The sequence below is a fragment of the Solibacillus palustris genome (assembly GCF_022549215.1).
GTDB lineage: Bacteria > Bacillota > Bacilli > Bacillales_A > Planococcaceae > Solibacillus > Solibacillus daqui.
The window spans coordinates 1,134,947-1,151,060 of the sequence record NZ_JAKZFC010000001.1; the positions used below are offsets into that span (position 1 = coordinate 1,134,947).

The following is a 16,114-nucleotide window of genomic DNA, read 5'->3' on the forward strand; positions in this document are numbered from 1 at the left end:
TAACCCCCAAATTTGTTAATAGCTATACATTAGTATGAATTATCTCGCAATTCAATTTAATTTTATATGACATAGGCTTGTAAAATTGATGTGAGAAAGGGAAAACGTTTTCATAAAATTATATCGAAATAATAAAAATTACTTAATTTCAGAAGGGGTTGATATTTATTTTAAAGCTTTTAATTGATGCGGATTCCTGTCCGGTTGTTGATTTGGCGCTGTTTGTTTCATCTCAATTTGAGATAATACCCATCTTATTCTGCGATACGTCTCATCGCATTGAGCGAGAAAATGTAAAAACTATTATTGTTGACAAAGGACCAGATTCGGTCGACTTTAAGCTCGTGAGTGAGCTTAAACGAGGAGATATTGTCATTACAGGAGATTATGGACTTGCTGCTATGTGTTTGGCAAAAGGTGGAATTGTCCTCACACATAACGGAAAAGAACTGACGTCTGACAATATAGATCAGCTGTTGGCATCTCGTTATGAAAATGCGAAAATAAGACGTGCAGGAGGTCGCACAAAGGGGCCTAAAAAGCGTACTGAAGAAAACAATTTGGCGTTTGAAATGAAATTTCGACAAATTTGTGAACGTGCGATTTTGCAGAAGGAGGAGAACAACCATGGGTGAACAGAAAATCGATGTAAACGCTTTAACAGCAAGCTTTCCATTAATTGAGAAGCTGCAAATGCAACAATATGTATTTTGGATAAATGAGCAATTAAATAAAGAAAAGCAAACGATTTCATCTATTTCTATGGAAATGATTCGGGAAGCAGAGCAAAAATTGCAACGCTTTTCTTCATATATAAAGGAAGCGTTTCCGATTACAAAGTTTTCTAACGGTCTGATTGAATCGGAATTAAAGGAAATTCCAAATATGAAAAAGTTAATCGAAGGTCGCCGTGGATTTGCAATTCCAGGGACACTCATGTTGAAATGTGACCATGCTTTACCTATTGCTGGTTCTATTAAAGCACGTGGGGGCATTTATGAGGTATTAAGTCACGCCGAAAAGCTAGCACTTGATGCTGGACTTATCTCAAAAACAGATGATTATGCCAAATTTACAACAGATAATATGCGTGCGTTTTTCAACCAATACAAAATTGCTGTTGGATCGACAGGGAATTTAGGGTTAAGTATTGGGATGATCAGTGCTAGATTAGGCTTTCAAGTAACGGTGCATATGAGTGTAGAGGCTAAACAATGGAAAAAGGATTTATTGCGTAAAAACGGTGTAGAAGTTATTGAACATAAAACAGATTATACAGAGGCAGTGCGTCAAGGTCGAATTGCAGCTGAAAAGGATAACACATGCCACTTTATCGATGATGAAAATTCAGTTGATTTGTTTTTAGGCTACGCAGTTGCTGGACTTCGTTTACAGGAACAGTTAAAGCAAGCGAAAGTAAAGGTTGATGCAGATCATCCATTATTTGTGTATTTACCTTGTGGTGTTGGTGGTGGCCCTGGTGGTGTCGCATACAGTTTGAAGCAAATTTACGGTAAGGATGTGCATATTTTCTTTGGTGAGCCAATGCAGTCACCTTGTATGCTATTAGGGATGATGACAGGCTTACATGATGAAATTAGTGTTGGGGATATTGGTTTAACCAATCAAACAGAGGCTGACGGATTAGCAGTTGGTCGCCCATCACGCTTTGTAGGGACAGTAATGGAATCCGTAATTAGTGGATGCTATACTGTGGACGATAGCTTTTTGTTTAGAAGTTTAAAAGGGATGTTCGAAACGGAAAATATTTTTATGGAGCCATCTGCACATGCGGGGGTTTATGGACCAATCGAATTAATGATGCAAGGTGTTACGTATTTAGAGAAACACAATTTACAACAAAAGCTAGATAGCGCAACGCACATTATTTGGTCTACTGGTGGTGACTTGGTGCCAGAAGAACTACGCCAGCAGTATTTACAGACAGAGATTTAGAGGGGAAGACAGCTGTGTTAATATTTATTGTCATTGTAGCGTTATTTGCGGCAGGGATGCTAGATTTAAAGCTACGCAAGAAATTTAATATCGAAAAGAACCAAAAATTCATGGATCAGTATGTGGGCATTTGGCATTTGTTTTTAGAAGTGTTCCTATGCTTTATGTTCCTATCATTTGTAACTGTAAATCTATTTGATCAGAAAACAGTCTACGCATTGTTGATGGCATTCATCATGCTGTTATTTATGATTCGTGGATTCTTTGAATTTTTATTTAGACGTGATAAGCGTCGTCATATTATCTCATTTACATACGTTGCGCTTTGTGCGGTATGTAGTGTAGCGATTGCGTTGTTTATGTAATGAAAACAAGGTATGCCACTTACGAAATCACGTAAGCGACACACCTTGTTTTTTTAATCCTGTTGTACTTCTTCCACAGTTGCTTCTACTTCGGCACGGGACATTTTTTCACGGCCATCACGCATTGCTTGTAGCGTTTTATGGGCTAATGCGAGTGGGAGTTTGCAGAACAACTTAATGGAACGTTTGTCTAAATCTTTCATGTAAAGGTCGGCTTTTTCTAAGTTTTCCTCGGCGTAAGCAAACAGCTCGGCGCGTGTCCAGTTATCAGGTACGAAGCTTACACCACGATCATCTAAATCTTCTTGCTCATTACGTAAAATATTCACTGCCTGTAAGCCACGACCATAACCAATTGCAAGCTCGCGGTCTGTTTTTGTGCCTGCGCTCCATTCCCAAAGGTCAGAAAGCATGACACCTACTAAGCCGGCTACGTAATATGTATAGTCGTCTAAATCTTCCTTCGTATGCACTTGCCAGTTTGCGAGTGCCCATTTAGCCATACCCTCAGCCATTTCGCTCGTTGCTGACATGACGATTGTACGCGCATCTTGTGGACATACTTCTAGCCAGTCTGCTAAACGTGTTGTTACCTCAGGCATTTTATCTGCTACAGGCGCTAATGCCTCGATGTAAGCAGCGTTATCGAATGTAGGGGCTTTTAAAATCGCTGCTACTCTTAATAAGGTTGTGTTTTTTATTTCATTTGAAACGTCTTCGTGGTCTTCAATTTCATCAATAGCACGCATAGCTAAATAGGCGGCTGCGACCGTTAGTTTTAATTCTTTATCTAAAAAGGTAATTGGGATATAAAATGTACGGCTCGTTTCTTTTAATACGCGCATCGCATCTTTTTGTAATTGTTTGATTGTCATACGAAGCATCCTCCAATATCTATTGCATCCATCTATTATCGTAACGCAAATTGACAAAAAGTGAAAATAAAAGTTCTGTTAATGTTTTTGCTAGTGGTGAAATGTGGATATTTATCTGTATTTGACTGTCTAAATTTTTAAAATCATATGGAATTTTGTTAAAGAATATAGAAAATTATTGTAATATAAATGGGAGGAGTGAGGAAATTGAAATTTTTACAATTTATTGTGGTTGGCGCAATTATTGGACTGATTGTTGGGATGTTGAACTTAACGTCATATACCATCGCAATCGCAGCAGTAGTACTTTTTATTGGGATTATGGGGAACTTTTTTTACGTTACCATGTATACGAAAAATCTAAAGAAGATTGAAAAGGTTATAAAGAGCAATCGAAAAAATCCAATATATCGTAGTTTGCAGCTATTAGCTGAAGGTACAGATGAGGAACTTGAGGAAAGCTTAGAGGCCATATTAAAAAAATATAGAAATACAAAATACGAGGGGACATATGGTGCACTGCTTGCGATGATGCAGGGAGATTTTGAGCAAGCACATCGTTACAATGAACGCCTATTACATAAAGAAGTTGGGCAATATACTAATTATATTATTGATATTGTAGCAGGAAAAGAAATTGAAGACGTTCCTGCATTTAAACAGAGCTGGATGAATTCGAGTATTGAAGCACATAAAGCGTTTATGGAGCAAGACGTACATGCCTTTGAAGATTTCTCAAAACAAGCAACAGAGCAAGCTAAAGGTATTCAATATTATGGGAATTATTATACGTTTAAGCGGATGCGGAATAAACTATCAGAAGATATTTAAACTTTATAGAAAAAGTGGCGTATTTGTTTAAAAATGGCTAAAATAGCTAATGAACACCAAGCAAGTGTATGAAAACTTCTTCTTATGGGAGAGGGCTTTCATACACTTTTTTATTAACAAGCTTCACATACTCGAAATAATTTTTGCGAACATATAAAAACTGCCATTAATTAAGCAAATGATTAATGCTGAAAATGCATATGATTTACTGTTTTTAAATTCGTAAATAAAGGTGATTACACCGAGAATAAATAAACCAATCCAGCTACTATCCCACAAAATACTTGCTAATTTATCAGGGAAAAGCGTGTAAACGCCAGTTAAAAAACAGGTCCAAATAACAGCAGTTGAACTGAAAAAAATGTAACTTAATTTAGATGCCTTTACTGTATTGCCTTTTACTAAATAAAGCGTGGCAACAATACAAATGCTTATGAAAACAACGATTAGAAGTATAAGTGACAAAACGTTATCCTCCAATATTTAGCCAATGAATTTGGCGAACCATGCAACATAATGTGAAGCAGGAATAAAGATTATTTGGGCAAATAGTGTACCTAAAAATCTTGAGCTCATCATCATAATGGAAGCCCTTTTTAAATGTACATAGCTTCCTTGATTATTAATGACTGCATCTGCAAGTAGAGATATTTTTGGATCAATGAAAACAATTAATAACATCGTTCCAATACCGTTTATAAGTCCGGAAGCCATAATGGCTGTTGTTTTATATTCAGGTACTAATAAGCTTGCATATAATGCGGAAAACACACCGGTTGTATAAACTGCTGTCACGATAACGTTAATTAGAAATAACCTTTTTGGTACATCTTTTAATCCGATGCCTCGTAAATATGAAAAACGAGGCTTACGAATATGTCCTACTGCACGACGTAAATATTCGAATGATATCCCTTTTTTGAATAAGGCGGGAATAGACCCACGTTCTGCGACTAAATGAATAATGGCTCTAGAAAAGATTGCGACAAATGTAGGGAGTAATAGCATTCCAATTAATGTGCCTAATGAGGCAGAACCCAGAATAAAACGAAATTGATTTTCTACAAATTGAAGTGTGTTTTCAGGAGGGGCGTTATCGATTAAACTCCCTGTAAAAGGTTGCTGCATCATGTTTGATAATCTTGAAAACATCACCATAATATTGAAAAGTGATAATGCAGAGGCTAATAAACGTGCACGCGCTCCAGATAATCGAACAGCATAAGCCAGTGTTTCGATTGAATGGATAATCAAAATAAATAAAGCAATAATAATAACCTTTCCTGTTATCAGTTCCATTTTACACAAACTCCCAAATGTTATTTTGTGGTTTGACGTTTTGTTTGGAAAATAGTTTCTAGTGGTTTTATAGGAATGTTAGAACTTTTATTTTGAAATGAACGGTTTGGAGTATTTTTTCACGATCTTAGGAACATTGTTTTATTAGCTTATTAGCTCAAATTTATACTGTTAAATAATACAATTTTATAAAATTATTGAAACTGACAACCTTGTCACTTTATAATAGTGACAAGGTTGTCAGTTTTTTGCTTTATATTATGAAAAGGGGGACATTATGATGACTAGTGTTACTTATTCAACGCATCTGTATAAAAATAAGTCTTTTTTATTTTTAATTGCCTCTCAAATTGTTTCGGCTATTGGTAATTGGTTGGATATTTTAGCCATTATGACTTTGGTTGCTGTAAAATGGAATGCTTCACCATTGGCGGTGTCTGGTGTCATGCTAGTGTTTGTTGGTCCTATGGTTTTGTTTGGTCCGATTAGTGGGGTTCTAAGTGATCGTATTGAAAGACGATTCATCATGGTACTATCTGATTTAGTGTGCTTGGTTCTCGTTCTAGGGGTAGCTTTTTCAACAGAGTTATGGCAAGTATATGTTTTGTTGTTTTTGAAAAGTTCATTTGTTGCATTATTTATTCCCGCAAAAAATGGTAAATTAAAAGAAATCGTAGAAGAAGACCAAATTCAAACTGCAATGGGAATTAGCGCAATGATTGATAATGGGGCAAAAATTATTGGCCCCGTACTTAGTGGAATGGTTGTTGCTACGTTAGGCATTCAATTGGCATTTTATATTGATGCGTTTACGTTTGCTTTGTCAGCCCTATTACTACTTGGAGTCCCAAAGTATGATCGTAAAGTTGTAGCAAAGGAAATCGAACAAAAGAAGTTGATGATATTTTCAAATTTACTAGTAGAGATGAAAGAAGGTTTTACTTTCCTTAAAGGGATTCCTGTTATTTTAGTTAGTTTGATTATTAGTACATTACTGCTTCTCGTTTTACAAATTGCCGATACACAATTTATGGTCCTTTTAAGGGAGATCTTTAAAGATCCAGTAACCGTTGCGGGTTATAGCATGGCAGCTAGTGGTGGAGGAATGTTTATAGCATCCGCTATCTTTACAAAAAAACAAATTCATTCGACGCTAAATTGTATGTTTTTTGGAGCTTTTGGCCTTGGAATTTCATTGATAGCAGTTGCTGCTATGTCACATCTTTCCACTACATTTCTTACAATTGCCTATCCTATGTTATTTTTTTTAGCTGGCTTTTCATTTGGTTCAGCGATTATTCCTTTAAATATCCTTGCACAAAAAATTACTCCAGTAGATAAAACTGGGCGTGTGTTCGGAATAATCAACAGTATGACGACACTTGGGACATTAATTGGAATGGTTTTAGGGGGAATTCTATCCGAAGTGTTTGGTGTTGTAATGACATTCATTGTATCAGGTACATCCTTGGTTGTGGTGAGCTTGTTAACCATTATTATTAAATCTCTATCGAAAGTAGGTATCGAAATGTCACCTAAAGTATCGCAACAATATAAAGAAAATCGCAAACATGAGCTATTGAAGGCTGCAGAATCGGCATTCTGTCAAAAGGGGTTCGAACCAACAACAATGAAAGATGTTGTTGAATTGTCAGGGATGAGCCGAGGCGGAGTATATCAATATTTTTCTAGTACAGAAGAAATGTTGAAGAGCATTCTGGCAGAAAGAGACGAACAGTTTGAAAAGAAAATTCATGATTTTATCAAAAGTAATCAACCTGTTTGGGAAACGATAGAGACTATATTAGATGCGTATAATAAAGAATCATTCCATAAAATTAGCGCCGTTACTTATGAATATTTTGTTACGGGGTGGCGAAGTGAAGGAATGGAGCGTATTCCTTATTTATTAACACGCTTTAATCGTGCAAGGGAGAACTATATTAAACTGCTTGAAAAAGGAGTGGAAACAGGTGAATTTGATCCGATACAGCCACTTCATACGATTGCTACCTTTTTAATCAATGTTACTGATGGCATCTTATTACAAACACATCTCGCTGGAAATAAGGAAGTTGACACAGAAGGACAGTTAGAAGCTTTGAAACTATACCTTAGAACGGTGTTACAAATAAACTAGTTATTTATAAATGTTTCCTTTATTAAATATTTTTAAATTACCCTTAAGACCAATCTGTATTGAACTCCACCTTAATTGTTAGGGCATCTAATTTTAAGGTTAAATCATTCACGGAAATTGGTCTTTTTGTATTTCGGAATATCTAATGAATAGATCTAAAAAACTTCTTACTACTATCTTACAATTTATGTAATTATGGTGTATATTTTACTAATCAAATTAAAAGGAGAGAGGAATATGTTAGCCATTACTTTAACAATCAAAAACGAATCGGAGGATATGTTGGTTTAATTTAATATTGTCACTTATTCTCCGATTTGAGTTTCATATTCGACTCAAAAAATTCGGAGGGCAAAAAATTGGACATTAAAAACATTTATTATTTTTTATCGAGTTCACGTTCGTTTTGTATTCATATCGTATTTACATTAAATGCGATTTATTATGTTTCTCAAGCAGGTTTGAACCCGTTACAGTTGGTTTTAATTGGAACGATTATGGAATTGGCCATCTTATTCTTTGAAATACCGACTGGATTAGTTGCTGATTTTTGGGGACGAAAAAAATCATTTGTTATTGGGACTTTCATTATAGGTGTTGCGCATCTATTAGAAGGAAGTTTCCCCGAATTTTGGGCAATTGCAATAGGTGCTGCTTTATGGGGCATTGGATGGACATTCATTAGTGGTGCAGAAACGGCATGGATTGCGGACGAGTTAGAAAATAATGAATTAGATTCTGTTTTTCTAAAAGGCGCTAGGTATGGCTCAATTGGTAGTTTCTTGGGGATTATTGTTAGCGTCCTTTTAGCTACTGCTTTTTCGGTGCAAATTGCAATCTTAATAGCGGGTGGATTGCTCGTTGTCATTGCAATGATTTCTTTAAGAATCGTACCTGAAACAAAATTTGTGCGGATGGCCAATGATGAGACGACAGGTTTTCATCAAATGCAGCAAGCAATCAAGGGCGGATTTGCTCAAATAAAAGGTAATTCAATTTTACTTGGTCTTGCTGCTATTACGTTATTTGTGGGATTGGCTAGCGAAGGTTTTGATAGACTTTGGGGTGCTCATTTTATAGAAGGTTTTCAATTGAAGGCAGAAGAAGCAGTTTACTGGTTTGGTGCATTTTACGCAATTGCCTTTTTATTAAATATAGGTATTTTAAAAGTTGTCGAAACGTATGTGAAAAAACGTTTTACGTGCCTTTTACTAGTACTTAATGGATTGCTCGTCATGGCTATGCTGTTCTTCGCAATGAGTGAGGAGTTTATACTGGCAATATTACTATACTGGGTAATTGCTTCGCTACGAGCAGTAAATTCACCATTAATAACTGTTGTAACGAATAAACAATTACAATCACAAGGTCGTGCAACTGCGCTTTCCATGTATGGTCAGCTTGATGCATTTGGTCAAGTAGCTGGCGGACCATTAGTAGGGATGGTTGCTCTTTATACATCGGTTCAAGGTGGAATTATTATGTCTGCTATTTTAATCATTCCTACAGTGTACTTTTTATGGAGAATGCGGAAAATAGCTTAAAGAAACAGTTTGTAATAAGGAATGATTGTATACTGGGTTTCTCGAATTGGAAATTTGTTGAAAATAAAAAGGAAACGTTGACTTTACAGCGTTTCCTTTTTTGTGGATAGGAAAGTATAAATTCTCAAGGAAGTCTACAAAGATGCGACGACATTTGGCGCGAAATGTATATCTTTAAATTAGGTCTCACTTTTTAAAAAGGATTGTATTTGTTTCATATGGTGAATATCATGTTCCATTAAACCTTTTAAATAAGTATAAAGGGATAATGTAGATTGGTTAATGTTCAATTCAGCTAACCAATTTTCTTCAGGGAGCTCGTTTAATGTTTCAATTAATTCAGTCCGAATACGAATGCATTTTTCAAATGTGTGTTGAGCAGGTTCCTTCCTTGCTAGATGAGCTGAACGTAAATTTAAATCGTCAGCGTTTGGACTTGGTGGGAAACTGCTATTAGTTAATAAGTAAGGAAGCCTATTTTGCAAGACAAATTCATCCCAAGGGTAAAAGTGACCAATTATTTCGATGGCCGACCATTTTCCATCACATATCGGTGTTAGTATAACATTTTCATTAATTTGTTCTAAGCTTTGTATGAAATTAAGAAAGTTACGTTGATGTGCTAGTATTTCGGATTTTTCTATAAGCAAGTTAATCACCTCCTAAAGACCTTTTCTTTTAAGAGCAAATAGATATGTAATGCGAACAATTTACAGATTCAGTTACAAGGTTTTATAAAGCACTGGAGTTTGGGTATGAAAAAGGGTTGTTAGGCTTGTTGAATATCGTAATAAAAAAAGAGCCAGTTGCTTGTTTTAAAAAAGTTATTCAATCAATTAGACAATTGAATAACTTTAGGTAAGGTATAAATTAGATTTTAAACATGAAAAATTACTAATATCCCACATTATAGTTAAGCCATCTAGTTACTTCTTTCGCTATTTTATCTGGATGAACACGATGTAAATAATGATGACCTTCCAACAAAATATAAGTAGTGTTATTTCCAGCATATTCAGAGCAACGGTATTCCTTTTCGCGAAAAGGTTGTAAAAATATTAGTACAGGTAAATTCTTATTTTTAGGTAATTGCGAAATACTTTGTAAATTTTTTTGTCCCATTAAATATTCATTAAATAATGTACTGCCTTCAGTGATATGTTTTGCAGTTCGTTCTTCCTCTAGCTTTTCATTTTCTGTCCATTCCGAGTCGATGAAAATCTGATTACGCTCCTCAGGGGAAAGCTTATCCATCCAGGAAATCGCTTCTTTATATGCCTTTGTTTGAAACAAAAATTCGCCATCTTTTGTGGTAGGCTCAATACCGATTATGCCAAGTACGTCCTCTGGATATGCATGCTGATAGGCGAGAGCAAGAGGACCATTTGCTGAATGGGCAAAAAATAAAATAGGATTTTGTTCAACATGTTTGATTAACTCATGAATTTCAAATACGATGTTTTCCCAAGTTCTCTCAACATCTGTTTCATCACTTTCACAAACACCTAAGCGATCAATAAATAATTTTGGATAACGAGTATCTATTCTCTTTGCTATATTTTTTAAGCCTAAATAATTGCTTGCTCCTCCAAATCCGTCCATAAAAATAATTGTTGGAAAATCTTTTTTTCCTTCAATTTTTACATATGACATTTTACCGTGACAACCGTTAAAAAATTGTTTTGCAACCAACAAAAGTCTCCTTTCATTATTAATCTTCGAAATTATCGGAAAAACCCTCAATTGCATTTAAATCGTTGCGAGTGTTTTATTTAGCGCTTAAGAAAATTTTCTTCCTTTTATTTGTAGTATATCTTTTTTGATTGAAATATGGTAATATTAAAATAATTTAAATGAACGGAGGTGAACAGAATGAATAAGTTAGCTATGGAGACAGGTGTAAAAGTAGATACTGCTATGTATTTTGCACGTGTCATTACGTTTAAATTTACGTCTAACGGGATAGGTATGCCCTTTTTTAGACAATTTAAAAATCATGCGTAGCTAATTAACCTCATTCTTTTCACCATAACAATGGAAAGACTGTTTCGTTAAGGAGCAGTCTTTTTTTCGTGGAGAAAATAAGAAATTTAATTCTAAGCTACGCTGTGGAGGCGTAGAAATATGCAGTTAAAAGCAGAAAATATAACGAAAACAATGGGTGGTAACACCATTTTTAAAGATCTTTCATTTGAAGTGAATACGGGAGAACGCGTGGCGATAGTAGGTCGGAATGGTAGTGGAAAAACGACACTCTTTAAAGTGCTAGCAGGAATCGAACAACCTGATCAAGGTCGCATTATTAAAGCGAAGGGGCAAACAATTGGCTATTTGCATCAAATTCCGAGCTACACAAATGCAACCGTTTTTGAGGTATTATCTGAAGCGTTTGCCGAATTACATGCAATGAAAGCAAGACTTATGGATTTAGAGCAGCGTATGCAGACGGATATGTCGGAGAAAATTCTTAATCAATATGGTGAAATACAGGAGCAATATCTTGCCAATGGCGGATATGAAATAGAGGCGAAAATTGCTTCCATTGCGAATGGATTAAAGGTTACTAAGTTATTAGAGCAACCATTTGATGCGTTAAGTGGTGGAGAAAAAACGAAGGTCATGCTTGCACAAATATTATTGCAACAGCCGAGTATCCTTCTTTTGGATGAACCAACAAATCATTTAGATTTAGCTGCAACGGAATGGCTGGAAGACTATTTACATTATTTCAAAGGGACGGTCATTGTGATTTCACATGACCGAATGTTTTTAAACAACATTGTGCAGTATGTTGCTGAAATTGAAGACGATGAAATTTGGGTGAGCAAGGGGAATTACGATCAATACCTTCAAAATAAAGAGGCAAAAATAGCTCAACAATTTGCAGACTATGAAGAACAGCAGAAAAAAATTCAAAAAATAAAAGAGGCGATTCGTCGACTACGTCAATGGGCGAATGAAGCGTCGCCACCGAATCCAGATTTATACCGAAAAGCAAAAACGATGGAAAAAATGCTTGCTCGCATGGAACTAGTAAAAAAGCCAAAAAAAGAACGCCAAATGAATTTACAACTAAAAACAGAGGATCGAACAGGGAAAGAAGTGTTTATGTTAACCGATGTTTCGCATGGTTTTGCCCAAGATTTTTTATTTATGGATATTCAGTTGTCCGTTTATTTTCAAGATCGTTTAGCAATCGTCGGAAATAATGGGACAGGGAAATCGACGCTTATGAAAATCATGCTTGGACAATTGCAGCCACTAGATGGGCACATAAAGCAAGGGAGCAATTTGAAAATTGGCTACCTCGCTCAGCAATTTGACCAATTCGATGGTAAGCAACGATTAATCGATGCGTTTCGCGAACAAGTGTCATTAACGGAATATGATGCGCGGCATATGTTGGCACAGTTTTTATTTTATGGTCATGATGTATTTAAAAAAGTCGAGCAGCTTAGCGGTGGAGAAAAAATGCGACTTCGTTTAGCGCAACTTATGGTTCAGAAATGCAATGTTCTTGTGTTGGATGAACCAACGAATCATTTAGATATTGAATCAAGAGAAGCACTAGAAGAAGCGCTTGAAAAATTTGAAGGAACCATAATTACGATTAGCCATGACCGCTACTTTTTACAAAAATTATTTACGAGAACGGCATGGCTAGAAAATCAGCAACTAACCGTCCATGAAGGTCCATTTGAATGGGCGAAATCGAAACAAAAGGAGTTAAACAGATGAATAAGATTGAAGCATATTGGAAGCGTTTTTGTGAACTAGAAGGATTAATAAATATTCAATATACAGAGGCGTTCCAGTTTGGGGAGAAAGCAGATTGGTTAGCAAGCCTAGTAGTGGATGGAACAAAAACAGCGACTTGTTCAAGCTATCCTTTATATGAAATTGAGGGAGAAGCTTTACCTGCAGTAGGTGATTATCAAATTGTCTTAAACAGTCAAGGTGAACCTGTTGCAATTATTAAATCGTATTCAATAGAAATTTATCCATTTAATGAAGTGCCCGTTGATTTTGCATTAGCAGAAGGTGAAGGAACTTATGAACAATGGAAAGAGGCTCACATCGCATTCTTTGGTAATATTTTACTTGAATACAATATGGAATTTTCAGAAAAAATGCTAACAGTTTGTGATCGATTTGAAAAAGTGTATCCGAAATAGTTAACGTCTCATTAAAATAGACGCAACGCTGCTCGTAAATGACATCATTAGCGTATAAAATGTGGTTTAGTGAAAACGAATTCTCAAAATTTAAAATTATATTATTTTTCTTTTTGAATCTAAATCCGCTCAAATTCCGCAACCTTTGTAACTGCAAATCGTTTCATAATAGTTGCATAAAACATAGATTTTTTGATATAGTGATTAATGTTTTTCAAACAATATTGAAAAGCTTTTGAACAAAGAAAGAGTGATCAAAGAGATGAAAGATTTAGTAGGAAAAAAAGGAGTTCAATTGAACGGCTTTTTAGGGATTTATCTATTAGCTGTCTTTATGATTTGGATAAAAACCTATATAACGCAATTGACACAATTTGATTTAAGCGTTGAGGGAACGCTTCAGCATTTTTTATTATTAATTAACCCACTAGGTTCAGCACTATTATTTTTATCAGTAGCCTTTTTATTTAGAGGCAAAAGAAAAATGAGCATTTTGGTAGTCGTCTATACACTAATGACGATTTTATTATATTCAAATGTCGTGTATTACCGATTCTTTAGCGACTTTATTACGTTACCAACGATTTATCAACCGCAAAACTTTGGGGATTTAACCGGTAGTGTGTTTGCGCTGATTCGCCCATTGGATTTATTGTATTTCATTGATGTTGCCTTACTTATCTACTTACGTATTGCAAAAAAAGAGCAGTTTAAGCAAGTAAAAACGGGCTTCAAAATGCCAGTCATCGCGGTTGCCTTGGCATTGATCGTTTCTTCGATGAATTTATTATTAGCAGAAAAAGATCGTCCAGATTTACTAGCACGTGGTTTTGACCGTAGTTATATTGTGAAGTATTTAGGGATGTACAATTATGCGATTTACGACACAGTAAAAACGGCAGAAGCATCTTCAGAACGTGCACTTGCGGATAGTAGTGACATCACGGAAATTATCAACTATACAAAATCAAATTATGCTGAACCAAATCCTGAATATTTTGGCAAAGCAAAAGATATGAACGTTATTTATTTACATTTAGAATCTATGCAATCATTTTTAATTGATTATGAGTTAAATGGTCAGCAAGTAACACCGTTTTTAAATTCATTAGCGAAAAATGAAAATACAATGTTTTTTGATAATTTCTATCATCAAACAGCACAAGGGAAAACATCTGATGCTGAGTTTATGCTAGAAAATTCATTGTACGGCTTGCCACAAGGTTCGGCCTTTATTACGAAAGGGCAAAATAAGTACGAAGCAGCACCGACGATCTTAAAAGACTACGGTTATACATCTGCAGTATTCCACGGCAACAGTGGTACGTTCTGGAATCGTAACATTATTTATGATCAATTTGGATATGATGAGTTTTTCAGTGCAGATAGCTATGACACAAGCGATCCTAAAAACATGGCGGAATACGGCCTATTAGATAAACCATTTTTCGAGCAGTCACAGAGTTTATTAGAAACATTGCCACAGCCGTTTTATACAAAATTTATTACGGTTGCGAACCATTTCCCATTTAAAATGGATCAAGATTTAGTGACAATTGACAAAGCGACAACGGGTGATACAAGTGTCGATAATTACTTCCAAACAGCGCGCTATGCGGATGAAGCAATCGAGGAGTTCTTTACGTATTTAAAAGAATCAGGTCTTTATGACAACACGATGATTGTTATGTATGGCGACCATTATGGTATTTCCGATAATCATAACCGTGCTATGTCGGAGATTATCGGTGAAGAAGTAACACCTGTTGTAAACGCCGATTTACAACGTGTTCCGTTACTAATTTATGTGCCGGGCATGGAGGGTGGCATTAACCACACGTATGCTGGACAAATGGACCTTTTACCAACCGTGCTACATTTATTAGGTGTGGAGACACAAAACAATATTCACTTTGGTTCAGATATTTTATCTGCAGATCATAGCGAAGTTATTCCATTTAGAAATGGTAACTTTGTCAGCCCAACGATTTATTCGTTAGACGGCAAATATTATGATCGTAAAACGGGATTAGAATTAGATCCTTCACAATATGAACAGGCTGAGAAATTACATGCTATGGTTCAAGAAAAACTAAATTATTCTGATAAAGTTGTAAACGGAGACTTATTACGTTTTTATTCAAAAGACGGAAAAGTTCTTTCGGAATAACTAAAATGGAGACACTGCCTAATTTTATTAAATTTCGCAGTGTCTTTTTTATTGTTTCTTTTACAAAAGGCACCTTTTGATATATGTTAAGTTAAGATCTTTTTAATAGAGACAGTAGGTGATCTAAATCAAACAAAACATAGACATACGCGTAATGAAGACAAGGAAAAAGCTGTTTGCTGCGTATTTATCGTTGCTTAAACAACAAACACCAGAGAGAATGACAATTCAAATGTTAACGACGAAAGCTAATATCAATCGCGTGACATTTTATAAGCATTTTCACAATTTAGTGGAATTTCATGAACAATTTATTGAACATTATATTTTAGAGCTTTACGAATTTATGAAGCCGCTTAATTATAAAACGTATACGAAAGGCTTTGAGTATGACGCGTTATTGCAGCTATTAGAGCATATCAAAGCAAATCAAAAAACCTATAAAATTTTGTTAACATCGCAAAATATTACAGGTTTTAATAAGGCATTATTAGCGCATTTTCAACAGCGTATTTCAAAGCATACGACAGATCTTGCGAAATTTGATTTTCCGGGGACAGGTGTCGATCAAATTATTGTATCGTGGTACGGGGTTTCGGCATTATTCGGTACTATCATAATGTGGGCGGAGTCTGATTATAAATATTCTCCTGAGCAATTAGTGAATGCGATTGTCAGATTATCTCCGCATTCAGATTAGTTTGGCTACATTTTAATAGAATTTGTTTATTATTTATCTGTTAATTTGTCTTATACTGA

16 protein-coding genes are annotated in these 16,114 nt (G+C 35.4%); 11 read left to right on the forward strand and 5 right to left on the reverse strand.

The features are described 5' to 3' along the window. Nucleotides 1-167: 167 nt before the first annotated feature. From LZ480_RS05350 to LZ480_RS05360, 3 genes are read left to right on the forward strand one after another with little or no spacing between them, the layout of a single operon-like run. Nucleotides 168-635: a YaiI/YqxD family protein gene (locus LZ480_RS05350; protein ID WP_241368664.1), complete on the forward strand. Its 468-nt coding sequence runs from the start codon at nucleotides 168-170 to the stop codon at nucleotides 633-635. Then, nucleotides 628-1,956, forward strand: coding sequence for a D-serine ammonia-lyase (locus tag LZ480_RS05355; RefSeq protein WP_241368343.1), 1,329 nt, complete (start codon nucleotides 628-630; stop codon nucleotides 1,954-1,956). Before LZ480_RS05350 ends, LZ480_RS05355 begins: the two co-directional genes overlap by 8 nt. 14 nt (nucleotides 1,957-1,970) lie before the next feature. Then, on the forward strand, nucleotides 1,971-2,321 hold the full coding sequence (locus LZ480_RS05360; RefSeq protein WP_241368344.1) for a DUF4181 domain-containing protein: 351 nt from the start codon (nucleotides 1,971-1,973) through the stop codon (nucleotides 2,319-2,321). 53 nt (nucleotides 2,322-2,374) lie between these two features. Here LZ480_RS05360 and LZ480_RS05365 read toward each other — a convergent pair whose 3' ends face one another. Beyond that, nucleotides 2,375-3,196: a squalene/phytoene synthase family protein gene (locus LZ480_RS05365; protein WP_241368345.1), complete on the reverse strand. Its 822-nt coding sequence runs from the start codon at nucleotides 3,194-3,196 to the stop codon at nucleotides 2,375-2,377. A 207-nt stretch (nucleotides 3,197-3,403) separates the two neighbouring features. On the opposite strand from LZ480_RS05365, the gene LZ480_RS05370 reads away from it, so the two are divergent. Further along, entirely contained in the window at nucleotides 3,404-4,027 is a 624-nt protein-coding gene (locus LZ480_RS05370) for a hypothetical protein (protein ID WP_241368346.1), read from the forward strand. 123 nt (nucleotides 4,028-4,150) lie between these two features. Here the strand turns inward: LZ480_RS05370 and LZ480_RS05375 are convergent, their stop codons facing one another. Both LZ480_RS05375 and LZ480_RS05380 read right to left on the reverse strand, forming a co-directional pair. After that, nucleotides 4,151-4,492, reverse strand: coding sequence for a hypothetical protein (locus LZ480_RS05375; RefSeq protein WP_241368347.1), 342 nt, complete (start codon nucleotides 4,490-4,492; stop codon nucleotides 4,151-4,153). A gap of 18 nt (nucleotides 4,493-4,510) precedes the next feature. Then, a complete protein-coding gene (locus LZ480_RS05380) occupies nucleotides 4,511-5,326 on the reverse strand; it encodes a lipid II flippase Amj family protein (protein ID WP_241368348.1) in 816 nt (271 codons plus the stop codon). 277 nt (nucleotides 5,327-5,603) lie between these two features. On the opposite strand from LZ480_RS05380, the gene LZ480_RS05385 reads away from it, so the two are divergent. Then, a complete protein-coding gene (locus LZ480_RS05385) occupies nucleotides 5,604-7,466 on the forward strand; it encodes an MFS transporter (protein ID WP_241368349.1) in 1,863 nt (620 codons plus the stop codon). A gap of 359 nt (nucleotides 7,467-7,825) precedes the next feature. Next, entirely contained in the window at nucleotides 7,826-9,010 is a 1,185-nt protein-coding gene (locus LZ480_RS05390) for an MFS transporter (protein WP_241368350.1), read from the forward strand. 179 nt (nucleotides 9,011-9,189) lie between these two features. On the opposite strand, the gene LZ480_RS05395 is transcribed toward LZ480_RS05390, so the two are convergent. Next, the gene (locus LZ480_RS05395) at nucleotides 9,190-9,660 is read right to left on the reverse strand and encodes a DinB family protein (RefSeq protein ID WP_241368351.1); all 471 of its coding nucleotides are present in this window, start codon (nucleotides 9,658-9,660) and stop codon (nucleotides 9,190-9,192) included. Between the two features lie 244 nt (nucleotides 9,661-9,904). Then, entirely contained in the window at nucleotides 9,905-10,702 is a 798-nt protein-coding gene (locus tag LZ480_RS05400; RefSeq protein ID WP_241368352.1) for an alpha/beta fold hydrolase, read from the reverse strand. A gap of 180 nt (nucleotides 10,703-10,882) precedes the next feature. Between LZ480_RS05400 and LZ480_RS19850 the strand changes: the two genes are divergently transcribed. The 5 genes from LZ480_RS19850 (at nucleotide 10,883) to LZ480_RS05420 (ending at nucleotide 16,055) form a co-directional block, all read left to right on the forward strand. Further along, the gene (locus LZ480_RS19850; RefSeq protein WP_255731203.1) at nucleotides 10,883-11,014 is read left to right on the forward strand and encodes an RAxF-45 family protein; all 132 of its coding nucleotides are present in this window, start codon (nucleotides 10,883-10,885) and stop codon (nucleotides 11,012-11,014) included. 120 nt (nucleotides 11,015-11,134) lie between these two features. After that, nucleotides 11,135-12,748, forward strand: coding sequence for a ribosomal protection-like ABC-F family protein (gene abc-f / locus LZ480_RS05405; RefSeq protein WP_241368353.1), 1,614 nt, complete (start codon nucleotides 11,135-11,137; stop codon nucleotides 12,746-12,748). Then, nucleotides 12,745-13,185 (forward strand): ASCH domain-containing protein, encoded by a 441-nt coding sequence (locus LZ480_RS05410; protein WP_241368354.1) that lies wholly within the window; start codon nucleotides 12,745-12,747, stop codon nucleotides 13,183-13,185. Before abc-f ends, LZ480_RS05410 begins: the two co-directional genes overlap by 4 nt. Before the next feature lie 262 nt (nucleotides 13,186-13,447). Next, the gene (locus LZ480_RS05415; RefSeq protein ID WP_241368355.1) at nucleotides 13,448-15,355 is read left to right on the forward strand and encodes an LTA synthase family protein; all 1,908 of its coding nucleotides are present in this window, start codon (nucleotides 13,448-13,450) and stop codon (nucleotides 15,353-15,355) included. Between the two features lie 154 nt (nucleotides 15,356-15,509). Beyond that, a complete protein-coding gene (locus LZ480_RS05420) occupies nucleotides 15,510-16,055 on the forward strand; it encodes a TetR/AcrR family transcriptional regulator (protein ID WP_241368356.1) in 546 nt (181 codons plus the stop codon). The last annotated feature ends 59 nt before the right edge of the window (nucleotides 16,056-16,114 follow it).

Coding starts and splice junctions, on each gene's coding strand:
- LZ480_RS05355 (WP_241368343.1), top strand. CDS start 628: ATGGGTGAACAGAAAATCGATGTAAACGCTTTAACAGCAAGCTTTCCA.
- LZ480_RS05365 (WP_241368345.1), bottom strand. CDS start 3,196: ATGACAATCAAACAATTACAAAAAGATGCGATGCGCGTATTAAAAGAA.
- LZ480_RS05380 (WP_241368348.1), bottom strand. CDS start 5,326: ATGGAACTGATAACAGGAAAGGTTATTATTATTGCTTTATTTATTTTG.
- LZ480_RS05385 (WP_241368349.1), top strand. CDS start 5,604: ATGATGACTAGTGTTACTTATTCAACGCATCTGTATAAAAATAAGTCT.
- LZ480_RS19850 (WP_255731203.1), top strand. CDS start 10,883: ATGAATAAGTTAGCTATGGAGACAGGTGTAAAAGTAGATACTGCTATG.
- abc-f (WP_241368353.1), top strand. CDS start 11,135: ATGCAGTTAAAAGCAGAAAATATAACGAAAACAATGGGTGGTAACACC.
- LZ480_RS05410 (WP_241368354.1), top strand. CDS start 12,745: ATGAATAAGATTGAAGCATATTGGAAGCGTTTTTGTGAACTAGAAGGA.
- LZ480_RS05415 (WP_241368355.1), top strand. CDS start 13,448: ATGAAAGATTTAGTAGGAAAAAAAGGAGTTCAATTGAACGGCTTTTTA.
- LZ480_RS05420 (WP_241368356.1), top strand. CDS start 15,510: ATGAAGACAAGGAAAAAGCTGTTTGCTGCGTATTTATCGTTGCTTAAA.